The sequence below is a fragment of the Amphritea japonica ATCC BAA-1530 genome (genome assembly GCF_016592435.1).
GTDB classification, from domain to species: Bacteria; Pseudomonadota; Gammaproteobacteria; order Pseudomonadales; family Balneatricaceae; genus Amphritea; species Amphritea japonica.
In genome coordinates this window covers 3,224,100-3,237,318 of record NZ_AP014545.1, presented here as the reverse complement: position 1 = coordinate 3,237,318, position 13,219 = coordinate 3,224,100, and the positions used below count along the sequence as shown (strand labels likewise).

Here is a 13,219-nt window from a genome sequence, read left to right as displayed (position 1 = left end):
TAAGGAATTTTAATGAAACGTATTGTTTTAGTCTGTGTGATGTTGCTGTCTGTGCCGCTGTTCAGTGGTTGCCAGAGTGCCTATTACTCAGCAATGGAAAAAGTGGGTATTCATAAACGTGAAATTTTAGTCGATCGCGTTGAAGATACCCAAACCGCTCAGGATGAAGCTCAGGAGGAGTTTGTTTCTGCTTTGGAGCAGTTCCGGAAAGTGGTTAACTTTGACGGAGGCGAGCTGGAGGCGGTCTATGACGATATGCAGTCTGCTTATGATGATAGCGAAGCGGCGGCGGAATCTGTTAGTGGTCATATCCGCCAGGTTGAAGATGTTGCTGAGGCGCTGTTTGATGAGTGGGAAGAGGAGTTAGAACAGTACAGCAGCACTAAATTACGCAGCCAGAGCGCTCAGGCACTTAAAAACACCAAAGCCCGCTACCGATCTTTGCACACTAGCCTGAAACGCGCCGAGGCAAAGATGCAGCCCGTATTATCCGCTTTGAGGGATAATACCCTGTTTCTTAAACATAACCTCAATGCCCGGGCGATAGGCTCTTTGAAAGGGGAGTTCGGCGGGATTAAGCGGGATATTGATAGGTTGGTGCTGGAGATGAAGCGCTCTATTCAAGCGTCGGATCAGTTTATTAAAGAGATGAGACAGTAAAATATTAAGTGGGAGCTGCTTCCAACCGCGAGATATAGCTATCGCTGCTGGAAGCGGCTCCTAGAAGATTTTATCAAATAGGCAGGAAGGTCATCGATGCAGCACTCTGGACTACCCGGGTGATGGTACGATTGGTTCTATCGGCAACCAGCAGTGCCATCATGTCCTGCAGGCTGATCAGTTTACCGAAAATTCGCTCATAGCTAAGGTTGCGGATGCCCGTTGCTGAGATGCTATTACTAAGAATATAGGGTTTATTCCGACTATTTTTTCGATTATTCAATTGCCAGGCGATGATCTCCAGATTTCGGGCGCTGTTATAGAGTTTCTGCTGGTCTATCGCATCGAGTAAGAAAAATTCATCCTGGTAATTATAGGCAGCATTAAGCATGCTGCTGATGCCCACCATCAAAGCAAATACCCGGTCTCCTTGAAATTCCTCATTAAAACTGAGCTGTATAGCTTTGATTTCCTCGGCGCCGTTCAGCTCTTTAAATCTTCGGGTTCTGGGAGTGTCCAGTAGCTGTTGTATACGTTTTTTTACCGTCGTCCCGGGAGGTGCTTTTGCAAGCTCACTTGGGTTTCGTTTGTAGAGTTTAATTGTTAATTCGCGGGTGAGCATACGAACCTGACTAATGTGCATATCGGTGACATTATCAATATCGCTTTTGGCCAGATCACTGATTTTGAAGTCGGAAGGCGGGTTGGCGACACAGCCTGACAGCAGCAGAATGAGAAGGCTCATCCCACATAGCCTAATGGTCTTTAGCCAGAGCATCAGTCGGGCTCCTGGCCATGGAGTTGGAATTTATATCCGGAGGTGACGGGCTGTCCCATGTCTCTGGAGGTACTGAAGGCGATGCCGCCCTGTACAAAACTTTCCAAATTAGTTGTCTCTACTTTCAGGCCTTTAAAAAGACCAAATTCTGCATTAATGCCGCCGATATTCCAGAATTGACTGGCTGGGGTGACCAGCTTTTTATAGCGGGTTTTTATATTAATAAATAATCTTACTGTTTGACTGTCTTCACTGAGTTCATACCCGGATACTGACCCCACCGGCATTCCGCGGAAATAAAGATTGCTGTTGATATCCAGCGAGCCCAACTGTTGAGTTTCTAAAATAATATTTAAGCCTGGCAGATCCCGGTTGGCGGGCCTTTCGGGTAAACCTGTAAAGATGAGTTGTGAATTACCATTGCCTGGTAAGGCCTCGATATGGTTGCCCTGGATCAGAGTTTCAGGGTAATCGACACCGGAGAGGTTAATACGCGGAGCAGCGATCCAGAATTGAGTGTGTTGGTGGGCTAGCAGCCGCCCTTCATAGGTCAGGGCGATGTTGGCTTTGATAGTGCCTTGATTATCGACCAGAGTGACCTGCTCCACCTCGCCCATCTCCAGTCCTTTGAAGCGAACTTTGGCTCCGGTAGTGATATCAGGGCCAGCAGGGAAGGTAACGCTGATACTGGGGCCTCGTTGCAATGCTTTAGTGCGTTTGCTGAAGAGAGTGAACATCTGGCGGTTGACCGCGCTATCACCGTTTTTCTGGAGGTTGGCGAAGGCGATTCCACCGCGTAACAGCGTCTGAAAAGATTCGCTGTGAATATTCACTCCGCTGGGACTCAGGCTTGCGTCGATACCACTGGCATTCCAGAAACGGCTTTGATCTGTCACCAGATGGCGATACGGTTTGTCGATTAACAGATGGACAACGACACTATCATCCTCGGCAGATAGCGCGTAATGGCTTACGCTGCCCACCTGGAGTTGTTTGTAGAGCACCGGGGCACCACTGGTGATTGAACCCAGAGACTCTGCTTTAACCCGGATAGGCAGTTTATCGGCGTTTTCCCGATAGAGTAAGCGGCCATGCTGACTGGCGTTGTCAAAGTTACGAAACAGATGGAATTTTTGATCCTTACCGACGGGCTTTTGATCTTTGATATCCGGGGTGAAGAATCCTATACCGCCATTAATAACAGTGCTGAGCGAACTGCTTTTCAGTTCAACACCATCAACACCTGCTTTGAGTTTTATGCCGCTTTCTTCCCAGAAGCGGCTGCTCCGTTTTACCAGATTGCTATATTCCTGCCTGATCGTCCCGTGGATCAGTACTTTTGATCCATCTCCGGTTAACTCATAGCCACGTACTTCGCCCACAGGAATCTGCCGATACATGATGGGGGAACCGAAATTGATAGAGCCTAGTTGTTCGCTCTCGAAGCTGATGTCCAGTCCCGCTGTTCCAGGTCTGCGGGCAGGCGCTCTGTTGAGCGCAGAAAATTCAAACTGTGGTGTTCCTGGCCCGGGCAGTAATTGAACAGCAGAACCCTGGATCAGTTCGCCGATATTTTGCAGCTGGGTTAATGAAAATGTAGGTTTGGGTAGCCAGAACTGGCTACCACTTCGTAACAGCGGGCGGGCACGGGGATCGATAAGCAAGCGGGCGTTGAGCGTGGACAGATCGCTGCTCAATTCAAGGCTTTGTACCCGGCCAATCTGTATCCCTTCACTCATTACCCGAATCCCTTCATGCATATCGGTGCGGGCAGGAAACTTAACGTTAACCACTAAGCCATCTTCAGCCGCCTCGAAATCTGGAAACAGGTTAAATTCATGGTCCGGAGTGAGTTTGCTGTCATCGTCCGGTGGTGTATAGAAGCTAATACCGCCGGCGATGATGGCGGCTAATGAGCCGAAACGCAGGTTTACCTGAGACAGGTTTGCTTTCAGACTTATGCCACTGGCATTCCAGAAACGGGTGCTGTCACTGATCAGGTGGCTGTAGGCGGGTTCGATAAAGAGCTCAATACGAATCTGGCTGGCGTTATTGGTCAACCCGAAATTAATGACCTCTCCCACCTCTATCTGGCGATGATACACCTTTGCCCCGCGCTGTATTGATTGGGCTGAGTCGGCCAATAAGGAGAGATAAAGACCCTTGCGATCCTTCAGGGGAGGCGGCGGCTCATTATCAGCAATAAAGTTTAATCGCTCGTGGCCACTGCCTGGCTGTAATTCAATGTAATAACCTGAGAGTAGTGTATTCAGGCCTTTAACCCCACTGAGGGATATCTGCGGTTTGACCAGCCAGAAACGAGAGCCTTCAACCAGAATTTCTGACGTCTCTTTCTCCATTTCGATCATCGCGGTGACGCTTTTTAAATCCTCATTGAGTTTCAGGCTTTTGATCATTCCGGTGGGGAGGCCCCGGTACATGACTTTGGTGACTCCCGCTTCCAGGCCTTCGGCAGTCTCAAATTGCACTTCGATCATAATGCCGGCATCCTGATAGCTCTTAATGACCAGCCAGCCAGCAATCAGTGCGGCGAGAAAAGGCAATAGCCATACAACGGAAGGGCCTTTATGGCGTTTTATAATGGGCGTTGCGGCATTGTTGTCTGAAGCCGGGGTGCTCATGAGTCATCCTTATGATCAGTACTGTCGGCAGGTAAGTCCGACGTTCCATTATCCCAAATTAGCCGGGTATCAAAAGCGATAGCCGAAAACATGGTCAATAATACTACAATGGCAAAAGCGGTGGCTCCATGGTTGCCTTCAATATGAGCAATACTGCCCAGTTGTACCAGTGCGACCAGAATGCCAATTACAAAAATATCCAGCATCGACCAGCGACCGATCCACTCGACGACCCGAAACATCATTGTCTTCTGACGTAAGTTGGTCTGTAAACCAAATTGTACGGTACAGAGCAAAATGGTCAGGGCGATCATTTTCAGGACGGGTACTACGATACTGGCGATTAAGACAACCAGACCGATCATCAGCATATCCTGTTCCAGCAGATGGAGTACACCACCCATAATGGTGCTGGGCTCACCCTGACCGAAGGTTTTAAAGGTCATGATAGGGAGCAGATTGGCCGGTAGAAATAATAGTATTGAGGCTATCAGACAGGCCCAGCTCAGACTCATAGAGTTGGCAATTCGGCTATGCAAATGTGTGCCACAGCGATCGCAATGTTGTCCTTCCTGATGAAGGTAATGCAGTTTCTCACAGTCGCTGCAGAGCAGGTAACCGCTGCTACGGGCTGAGCGAAAAGCCGTTGTTGGGTCAGTCATGGGAACGGCTCTGTTTTCGGTGCAGATCAATCTGATGCCAGATCTGGTGAGGGTTGAAAAAGACACTGCTCAGCGTAATGACAACAATCAGTGCTGCCAGACTGTAGAGCCCCAGACCGATCTCAAGATCCGCGATATCTTTAAGCTTAATAATGGATATCAGCACCCCCAGCAAGAAGATTTCCAGCATCCCCCAGCCACGCAGGTGTTGATAGCTGTGCATGGCCTGGCGTAACAGCCTGCCTTCCCAGCGATAGTGAAGAGTGAAGCTAATATAAAACAGAGCGATTAGCTGTATCAGAGGGACAACAATAGCAAACAGCAGGATGAGCAGGGCAACCACTATGAGCCCTCCTTCATACAGCGAGAGTGCGCTTTGGAGAATAATCTCACTCTGACTCTGGCCAAATACCCGCAAGCTGAGTATCGGAAACAGATTGGCCGGAATAAATAGAATAAGGCCAGCGAGGGAGAGAGCCAGTAGACGCTCAATAGTATTCAGGGTGGTGTAATATAAACGGGCATGACAACGCGGGCAGATAACATCCTGATCGGGTTGATTTACAACCCGTTCAATCAACAGATCACATTCGTGACAGGCGATCAGATGTGTGGGAGTACCTTGCATTGTTATAGAAGCCTTATTTGGAAGCTGAAAACAGAGTATGCCAGATTTAATACCTCAACCCATAGTTGAATGGCTGCAACATCAGTCCCTGACGCTTGGCACGATAACACCACTCAGTGGCGGTTGTGTTGCGGATATTGCTAAGCTGAGTCTGCAAACGTCAAAAGGGGCTGTGCTGGAGCTGGTTTTGAAGCAGATGCCGGAGGGCTCTTCAGAACAGGGCGCAGCCGAGGCTGGCGGACTTGAATCCCTGCGTTTGTCCGGCCCAGAGGCTCTTTGTACTCCAAAAGTGATTCTGCAAGAGGGACTCTGTTTACTGTTGGAATACCTTACCCCTGTTGAGCCTTCAACAGATTTTGATGAGCATTTAGGCAGAGGATTAGCGTTCCAGCATCACTGCAAAAATGATCGCTTTGGTTTCGCTTACGATACGTTTTGTGGCAATACTCGCCAGTTAAACCATTGGCATGAGAACGGCTTTGATTTTTATGCCCGGCAACGTTATCAGGCTCTGGGCCAGCAGTGTTTAGCGCAGGGCTTGATAACGACAGCGCTATTTGAGCAGTTATTGACACTGAGTGAATCGCTTTACCGTTGGTTGCCAGAACAGCCTGCGGTACTGTTACACGGTGACCTGTGGTCGGGGAATATAATGACAGGGTCGCAGGGAGAGCCGGCTCTGATTGACCCTTCGGTCTACTATGGCTGGGCTGAGGCAGAGCTGGCGATGACGCAGATGTTTGGTGGATTCAGTCAGCGCTTATATCAGGCTTATCAATATTACAGCGATGTTCAGCCTGATTGGCGCTCCCGGAGTGAACTTTATAATCTCTACCACTATCTGAATCATCTGTTGTTGTTTGGCGGGGCTTATCACCGTGATGTTGAGCGCATAGTGAAGTACTATAGCGGCTAAATATTAAGTATTAGTGTTCAGGTTATTTATGAGTCAATCCGATCAGGGCAATTTTAAAGCCCTACGCCGTGAATATGTGGCACAACCTCTTAACCGGTCTGATCTTTCGGCCGACCCGCTACAGCAGTTTGCTGACTGGATGCAGACCGCGACTGAATACAGTCCGGATGATGCCACGTCAATGACCCTGGCTACCGCCAGCGCCACGGGCATGCCATCGGCACGTATTGTGTTATTAAAGCATTTTGATGCTGAAGGCTTTGCCTGGTATACCGACTATCGTAGCCGTAAAGGTCAGGAACTGGCTGAGAATCCCCAGGCTGAGATCATGTTCTACTGGTATGGCCTTGAGCGTCAGGTACGCATTCAGGGGCGGGTAGAGAAACTATCTGCCGAACAGGGACGTAAGTATTTCAATGAACGCCCGGTTGGAAGCAGGCTTAGCGCCGCGGTGTCTTGCCAAAGCTCTGTGGTCGAAAGCCGTAATGTCCTGGAGCAAGCGGTAGATGAGATGCAGCAACAACACCCTGACGGCGATATTCCTTACCCTGAGTTTTGGGGAGGGTATCGCCTGATTCCTACTCACTTTGAGTTTTGGCAGGGACGAGAAAGCCGCTTACATGATCGGTTTAGTTATACCGAGAACGAAGGCGAGTGGCAGGTTGACCGGCTTTCGCCCTGAGCCGGCTATAAGCTATAGCATTGTTAGCAGAGAAAATTGATGACAGAACAGATAACCGGGCAATTGCTGCCCTGCGTAGAGGTGGAGCCTTCTCAACCGGCATGTGCAACCGTCATTTGGTTACATGGGCTGGGTGCTGACGGGCATGACTTTGAGCCGGTAGTCCCGGCTTTGAATTTACCTGAATCTTTACCGGTCAGGTTTGTGTTTCCAAATGCACCGTCGCAACCAGTCACCGTCAATGGTGGTTGGGTGATGCCGGCCTGGTACGATATTCTGGAAATGAGTATCGAGCGTAAGATTGATGTCGATGGCTTACTGCAATCGGTTCAACAGATTAAAGCGCTGATTCAGCGTGAGATCGATCGGGGTATCCCTGCGAACCGAATCGTTTTGGCAGGCTTCTCTCAGGGTGGTGCGGTGGCCTATCATACGGCGCTTTGTTATCCACAACCGCTGGCAGGTTTGTTGACCCTGTCAACTTACATGGCTACTGCCGATCTGATTGAACAACAGCGTAGTGATGCCAACCAGAATATCCCTGTCATGATTCATCATGGTACTGCTGATGATGTGGTGCCGATGAGCCTGGGGGTTCAGGCAACCGAGAAATTACAGCAGCTGGGGTATAAGCCTCAGTGGCATAGCTGGCCGGTAGACCACGGGCTCTGCTTTGAAGAAGTAGTGTCCATTGGTGAGTGGCTGGTGCGAACTTTAGAAACGGAAATAAATTGAATGAATATCAGTAATAACTGCTACGTCGAGATCCATTACGCCCTCTTTAATGAGGAAAATGAAGTGATGGATGGTTCGCGTGGAGGAGAGCCCCTTCCTTATATTCAAGGTCAGGCTAACATCATTCCTGGCCTGGAAGCGGCGCTTCTTGGAAAGGCCAAAGGCGATACTTTTACGGTAACTATCGCGCCTGAACAGGGCTATGGAGATCGTGATGAAAGTAAAGTCAGTATTATTGATGCAGAGTCTTTTGCCGGGTTCGATCAGATTGAAGAAGGCATGCTATGTCAGTTAGAGGGTGAAGATGGAGAGCCCCAGTTGGTGACCATTTCTCTGATTGAAGAGGATGAAGTGACTATTGATGCGAACCACCCGTTTGCTGGTAAGACGCTGAATTTCGAGGTTGAAGTTGTGGCTGTCCGCGAAGCAACAGACACTGAATTACGCGATGGTATTGTTGGATAAGTTTAAAAAGAAGGAGTGTTTGTCATGCGTTTGATTTTAGCCCTGTTGTTACCCTGGGTGCAGTTTTTTACAATCGGCAGGCCGTTTGCCGGAATAATTTGTCTGATTCTTCAATTGACACTGGTCGGCTGGCTGCCTGCTGCGATCTGGTCTGTTTATGCGCTGAGCCAGTATAAAACTGACAAAAAAATAGAGGCCGCAATGGGCGGAAAAGAGTAGCCCATTAAAAGATAAAGTCTCTGTTTTTCCTTTCCCCCCGGTACTTCTATAGCCATTGTTGTTAATGAAGTGCCGGGCCGCCAAAATTCACGAAGTTCCCCTTCTTATTACAGCTCAGAGTCACTGTTTTTAAAACGATACGGCCTGACTCGTGTTTTCACGTTGCCCTGATTCTGCTACCGCCAGTGGCGAGCAATATTCTTCTGCAAAGCGATACATAACAGGCGTTATACCTTTTCCTGCCACTCCATATCACCAATCTGCACATTTAACCATTCAAAGCCAATTCGGCGGGCAACTGCTGCGGCGCCATCCAGGCTTTTGAATTCTCGTTCTTTGCGAGAACGTTGCAGATCAAGCGTCATGACCTCTGCCTGCTTAGTAATAAATTTTAGCTGCCAGCCTCTGGCAATCGACACCGGCGCTGCCTGACACGAATCAAACACCCCCGCCTTAAAAAGAAGCTTTATTTCTCTTTCTTGCATGTTCATTACCTTTTTATTGAATGTTTTTAATCTTATATAGATAAGTATATATTATTTATTGATTAATCAAAAGTTTATCTCAGGCTTTTTGCGCTTGTAACTAATTGTTTTTAATGGCTTTTTTTAGAAATAAGTGGAGGCTTGTTATGTTAAAGAAATTTATCTTTAACATGTTGATATATAAGGGTTTATTTTTATTCGTGAGTTATTGTATTTTTTAATAATAGGAGCGTAAGTGAAAGGCTATATCTATCAATAGTGAGCTTTTGATAGATCATTATAGTTATTTTGATATTTTGTCTTGGTATTAAGATAAATAGACTGAGGAGTTGAAGAGGGGAGGTCTTGGGAGAGAGCTATAAAAAAATGCCCTTAAAGGGCATTTTTAGTCGGAGCTATTTATTAGCCATTGAGACGTTCGCGTAACATTGCTTCGACAACATCCAGCTTGCTTTGCATCAGTTTAATAGCGCTGTCGCTGCTGTCAGTGGTAGGTGAAATCTGAATCATATCCAGTAGATCGACTAGAAACGCTTCTTCATTCATCTGTTTTAGCTGTTCGCTGTCCCAGGTTTTATGTAGTTGAGCCATAGGGGATTCTCGCTCTACCGGTTGTTTAAAGACAAGAGAAGAGCAGGTACGTTTGAGGAGCGTTTTCTGTCTTCCTTGCCTTTAAGGTATGGATGAGAAACGTATTTTTATCAAGTGTGGCAATTTGCTGGAGACTCTGGTTGGACGGGTAAATTCATTGAATTAATAGTGAAGTTACAGGGCTTCTAGCAACATGGGATAGCGGGCAGGGCGTTATATTCAAAATTTAATCACACCTGTTATTGAGTTATATCAATATTCTCTAATTTGATCAGGAGTAATATCTGTTACCAGTTAGAAACATTAAACAAAGGTAACTGTTATGGATCCGTATCTGTTCGAAACACTGTGGCCAAGTCTGTTGGGTGTTGCTGGAATGTCTATTGGTATGATCTGGGGATTTATTAAAATCCGTAAGCTGATGAGCGAAGACGGCAAAAAGTAATTTGCCGCTCAGATATAAAAGAGGCCGCATAAGCGGCCTTTTTGATGCCCGGAATATCTGATTCAGCTGGATGTCTGTGATGTTCGTATACAGTTTCGACCATCTTCTTTGGCCATATAAACCCCATTATCGGCTTCTTTAATCAGATTGTCAGGTCCTTTCATATCCGCTGTACGGCAGGATACACCGACACTTACACTACCTTTCCATTCTCCATCGTCGCCGGCGGGTACGCGGAGGGCATTGACTGTTTGACGCATTTTTTCAGCGACTAGTAACCCGCCTTTCAGATCGGTATTAGGGCAGATAATAAGGAATTCATCGCCACCTAAACGGGCGGTTATATCATCGTTGCGTACTGAATGTTTCAGGGTATGTGATAATTGCCGCAGTACTTCGTCGCCAGCATCGTGGCCATAGGTATCATTAATCTGTTTAAAGTAATCAGCATCGATCATCATGCAGCAGAGGGGAGTCTTTGTTTGACTGCTTTCCTGCCAGAGTTGTTCAAATGCCCTCAGTGCGTGGCGGCGATTTGGCAAGCCAGTCAGGGCATCCGTCAGGGCGATAACTTCCAGTTTATGGTTGGCCGAAGCCAGGTCACGTGTTCGTTCTTCTACACGTTGTTCCAGCGTCTGGTTTAATTGATAGAGTTCCTGATTGCTTTCGGAGACTTGCTGGAACAGCCCGTTGAGTGCAGTTAATAATGGTCCGGTAGAGGATTCCTGATGAAGTTGTTCCTGTTCATATGCATCAGCTGGTGAAATCCCGGTTTCAATCAGACTGATCTGGCGAGACATCGATTTGTCTGTGCCCAGAATATGATAGGCCAGCCAGTGAATCAGGAATTTCATGACCTTGTCACACCTGTCCATTGTTTCAGGGGTAATGGTGGCGCTCATTTTCAGAACTTCATTGATAAAATGCTGGTGTGCTTTTTTATGGGGTTCCAGGTACCGGGGGTCGAGAGCGGCTTGTTCCATAAACGCTTCTTCTTCAGAAAAATGGTAATGGGTGTATTCGGTGAGCTCTTTGAAAATAGCTTCAACTTCAGAGTAACGAGGTGTCTCCTTGCCTGAAATCAACTCGCCAAAGCTGTTAATAACATTAACAAGGTGGTGGTGTTGGTCGTCAACATCAGCAATGCCAGTTAAAAAACCCTGGTCCCAACGAAAAGACTCCATACTGCTACCTCTGGAAAAAATTGAGTAAAGTTAAACAAATCTTACTCTGTTCAGAGATCGGTATATACCTGCTGAAGTCAACTTATATCAATGATTTAATATAACTGTACTCATTTTGTTGGGGTTTTTTCAGGTTTTTTTTAAACAAACTTCACAAAAATTAAAAGGTTGAAAGGGCCAGTTTATGAAGCTGGCCGGATGAGTCTTACTCTACAAACGCAGCAAAACGTTCGTCAATCTGAGTATCTGCCAGGTGATTAATATAGTTGCTCATCACTTTTTGCGACAGGCCGAGAATTATCTCGAGAAGGTGTTTCTGGGTATAGCCCGCCGCGTAAAAGGAGGCGATATCAGCTTCATCTACCCGGCCACGGTTACGGACTATTAACAGGGTTGTATCATGCAGCGCTTGCAGTTGTGCGTTAGGCATTGATTGTCGGTTACGCAGCGCTGTAGTGAGGGCGTCATCAACTTTCATCATTTTTGCGATAGCTGCATGGGCAGGAACACAATAGTGGCACTCATGCTCGACGTTGATCGTTTGCCAGACGACGGTTAACTCTTCTGCGTTAAATGAACTTTCCTGAAACCATTTATGCAGCATTTGATATGCCTCAAGCACGACCGGTGATTCAGCCATAATGCCGTGGAGGCTGGGGATTGAACCGAAGCTTTTAATCGAGTTTTGTAATAGAGGCTGACTGGCTTCCGGTGCTGTTGCCAGTGTGTGTACTTGTAAATTATTCATCTGATGGTCCTCGATAGCATAAATCTTAATATTGATCGTTCGTTCAATAATTTTAGCCTATTTGATCTTGAACGATAGTTCAAGTTAAAATTGAGCATACGTTCAAACTTAGGTGACCTGTATGGCCAATGTTGCAAAGTACAATCGTGATGATGTTGTTCGCAAAGCGATGCTGCTGTTTTGGGAGAAAGGCTTTAATGGTACTTCGACACGGGATCTTCAACAGACGATTGATATGCGTCCCGGAAGTATTTATGCAGCGTTTGGCAATAAGGAAAAACTCTATGGTGAGGCGTTGGAATGCTACTCCCAGGAGATGTCAGGTATTCTGGCCCATCATATAGCGGAGCAAGGCTCGCCATTAGCCGGATTGGAAATGTTCTTTCGTAATGTGGTTATCGATCGGCGGGAATCAAATCCCAGTGAGGTCTGTATGCTGATTAAGACTTTGTCTGAAGTTAACGAACAACAATCAGAGTTGTTAGAGCTTTCCCGTGAACTTCTGCGACGAGCAGAAATTCGTTTTACTGGGATTATTCAGCAAGCCAGGGATCAGGGTGAAATTGCTGAAACAGCAAATCCTGTCGTGCTGGCGAGACATCTCCAGGTACAGATGATCGGGCTACGCCTTTATATGAAAACGAGTGGTAAGCCGGAGGCAGTGCAAGAGCTAATTACGAATCTTTTTAAATCTATATCCATAAAGCAATAAAGTTTAGTGCTTTATGGTGTTCACCTGCATCAGAAATACGCCAGCCCAGTACCCAAAATACGTATAGTTTATCGGTTGCTCTACCACAGGCCTGATATAGTAATAACGTTATATTAGCTATATTGGATGTAGTTATGTCGGTATCTATTTATCGTCCCTTGTTTATCTTGCTTCCCCTGTTGCTATCCATACTGTTATCGGGCTGTAGCGAAGAATCCGCACCAACGGAAAAGGCAGGCGTGGCTGTACAGTCATTTCATCTTAATCCGGAAAACCAGTCTGAACTTATTGAGCGGCTTGCGGGCGACTATCTGGAGAGTAGTGAAAAACTGACCCAGCAATTTTTGATGTCTCGTAAAGCTGAGGATGCGCAAGGCTTTATTCGATACCGTAACGAGAGCTGGACGCCGGAATATATGAGCCGTAAAGAGTTTTATCAGCAGATACAGCATCTGAATAAGGCTTACATCTATCGACATCAGCTTAATGGTCTGTTTGACAGTTTTATGCATCTGCAAAAGCTATCCCTTCACCTAAAACATAGCCTGCAAAATAGTGACTCGTTACTGGCTGAGCAGGTGATGGTCAAACTTGCGGAGGATCAAGAAATAGCGATTTCTTATCTGAGTGATTTTCGGCCTGTTCGTAAATAACTGTTAGACTGACG

17 protein-coding genes are annotated in these 13,219 nt (G+C 46.8%); 9 read left to right on the top strand and 8 right to left on the bottom strand.

The annotated features are described in order from the left end of the window. The first annotated feature begins 12 nt into the window (after positions 1 to 12). Positions 13 to 660 (top strand): DUF2959 domain-containing protein, encoded by a 648-nt coding sequence (locus AMJAP_RS14995; RefSeq protein WP_019622630.1) that lies wholly within the window; start codon positions 13 to 15, stop codon positions 658 to 660. Between the two features lie 73 nt (positions 661 to 733). Here the strand turns inward: AMJAP_RS14995 and AMJAP_RS14990 are convergent, their stop codons facing one another. From AMJAP_RS14990 to AMJAP_RS14975, 4 genes are read right to left on the bottom strand one after another with little or no spacing between them, the layout of a single operon-like run. After that, entirely contained in the window at positions 734 to 1,405 is a 672-nt protein-coding gene (locus AMJAP_RS14990; RefSeq protein ID WP_019622631.1) for a hypothetical protein, read from the bottom strand. A gap of 32 nt (positions 1,406 to 1,437) precedes the next feature. Continuing rightward, positions 1,438 to 4,080 (bottom strand): MlaD family protein, encoded by a 2,643-nt coding sequence (locus AMJAP_RS14985; RefSeq protein ID WP_019622632.1) that lies wholly within the window; start codon positions 4,078 to 4,080, stop codon positions 1,438 to 1,440. Beyond that, positions 4,077 to 4,742 carry a paraquat-inducible protein A gene (locus tag AMJAP_RS14980; protein ID WP_019622633.1) on the bottom strand — a complete coding sequence of 222 codons (666 nt, stop codon included), beginning with the start codon at positions 4,740 to 4,742 and terminating at the stop codon, positions 4,077 to 4,079. Before AMJAP_RS14980 ends, AMJAP_RS14985 begins: the two co-directional genes overlap by 4 nt. Then, positions 4,735 to 5,370, bottom strand: a complete 636-nt coding sequence (locus tag AMJAP_RS14975; RefSeq protein ID WP_019622634.1) for a paraquat-inducible protein A — start codon at positions 5,368 to 5,370, stop codon at positions 4,735 to 4,737. Before AMJAP_RS14975 ends, AMJAP_RS14980 begins: the two co-directional genes overlap by 8 nt. Positions 5,371 to 5,407: 37 nt before the next feature. On the opposite strand from AMJAP_RS14975, the gene AMJAP_RS14970 reads away from it, so the two are divergent. From AMJAP_RS14970 to AMJAP_RS14950, 5 genes are read left to right on the top strand one after another with little or no spacing between them, the layout of a single operon-like run. Next, positions 5,408 to 6,286, top strand: coding sequence for a fructosamine kinase family protein (locus AMJAP_RS14970; RefSeq protein ID WP_019622635.1), 879 nt, complete (start codon positions 5,408 to 5,410; stop codon positions 6,284 to 6,286). Between the two features lie 28 nt (positions 6,287 to 6,314). Beyond that, complete coding sequence (pdxH, locus tag AMJAP_RS14965; RefSeq protein ID WP_019622636.1) at positions 6,315 to 6,968, top strand: pyridoxamine 5'-phosphate oxidase; 654 nt, start codon at positions 6,315 to 6,317, stop codon at positions 6,966 to 6,968. 39 nt (positions 6,969 to 7,007) lie between these two features. Then, complete coding sequence (locus tag AMJAP_RS14960) at positions 7,008 to 7,703, top strand: alpha/beta hydrolase (RefSeq protein WP_019622637.1); 696 nt, start codon at positions 7,008 to 7,010, stop codon at positions 7,701 to 7,703. Continuing rightward, positions 7,704 to 8,168, top strand: a complete 465-nt coding sequence (locus AMJAP_RS14955) for an FKBP-type peptidyl-prolyl cis-trans isomerase (protein ID WP_019622638.1) — start codon at positions 7,704 to 7,706, stop codon at positions 8,166 to 8,168. 24 nt (positions 8,169 to 8,192) lie between these two features. After that, complete coding sequence (locus AMJAP_RS14950) at positions 8,193 to 8,387, top strand: YqaE/Pmp3 family membrane protein (RefSeq protein WP_019622639.1); 195 nt, start codon at positions 8,193 to 8,195, stop codon at positions 8,385 to 8,387. 227 nt (positions 8,388 to 8,614) lie between these two features. On the opposite strand, the gene AMJAP_RS14945 is transcribed toward AMJAP_RS14950, so the two are convergent. Both AMJAP_RS14945 and AMJAP_RS14940 read right to left on the bottom strand, forming a co-directional pair. Next, positions 8,615 to 8,872, bottom strand: coding sequence for a hypothetical protein (locus AMJAP_RS14945; protein ID WP_201356385.1), 258 nt, complete (start codon positions 8,870 to 8,872; stop codon positions 8,615 to 8,617). 402 nt (positions 8,873 to 9,274) lie between these two features. Next, positions 9,275 to 9,463: a hypothetical protein gene (locus AMJAP_RS14940; protein ID WP_019622641.1), complete on the bottom strand. Its 189-nt coding sequence runs from the start codon at positions 9,461 to 9,463 to the stop codon at positions 9,275 to 9,277. A 322-nt stretch (positions 9,464 to 9,785) separates the two neighbouring features. Between AMJAP_RS14940 and AMJAP_RS17795 the strand changes: the two genes are divergently transcribed. Beyond that, entirely contained in the window at positions 9,786 to 9,908 is a 123-nt protein-coding gene (locus AMJAP_RS17795) for a hypothetical protein (protein ID WP_019622642.1), read from the top strand. A gap of 62 nt (positions 9,909 to 9,970) precedes the next feature. Here AMJAP_RS17795 and AMJAP_RS14935 read toward each other — a convergent pair whose 3' ends face one another. Both AMJAP_RS14935 and AMJAP_RS14930 read right to left on the bottom strand, forming a co-directional pair. Next, positions 9,971 to 11,092, bottom strand: coding sequence for a GGDEF domain-containing protein (locus AMJAP_RS14935; protein ID WP_019622643.1), 1,122 nt, complete (start codon positions 11,090 to 11,092; stop codon positions 9,971 to 9,973). A 205-nt stretch (positions 11,093 to 11,297) separates the two neighbouring features. Continuing rightward, a complete protein-coding gene (locus AMJAP_RS14930) occupies positions 11,298 to 11,840 on the bottom strand; it encodes a carboxymuconolactone decarboxylase family protein (protein ID WP_019622644.1) in 543 nt (180 codons plus the stop codon). Between the two features lie 121 nt (positions 11,841 to 11,961). On the opposite strand from AMJAP_RS14930, the gene AMJAP_RS14925 reads away from it, so the two are divergent. Both AMJAP_RS14925 and AMJAP_RS14920 read left to right on the top strand, forming a co-directional pair. Then, positions 11,962 to 12,552 (top strand): TetR/AcrR family transcriptional regulator, encoded by a 591-nt coding sequence (locus AMJAP_RS14925; protein ID WP_019622645.1) that lies wholly within the window; start codon positions 11,962 to 11,964, stop codon positions 12,550 to 12,552. A gap of 134 nt (positions 12,553 to 12,686) precedes the next feature. After that, positions 12,687 to 13,205 carry a hypothetical protein gene (locus AMJAP_RS14920; RefSeq protein WP_019622646.1) on the top strand — a complete coding sequence of 173 codons (519 nt, stop codon included), beginning with the start codon at positions 12,687 to 12,689 and terminating at the stop codon, positions 13,203 to 13,205. The last annotated feature ends 14 nt before the right edge of the window (positions 13,206 to 13,219 follow it).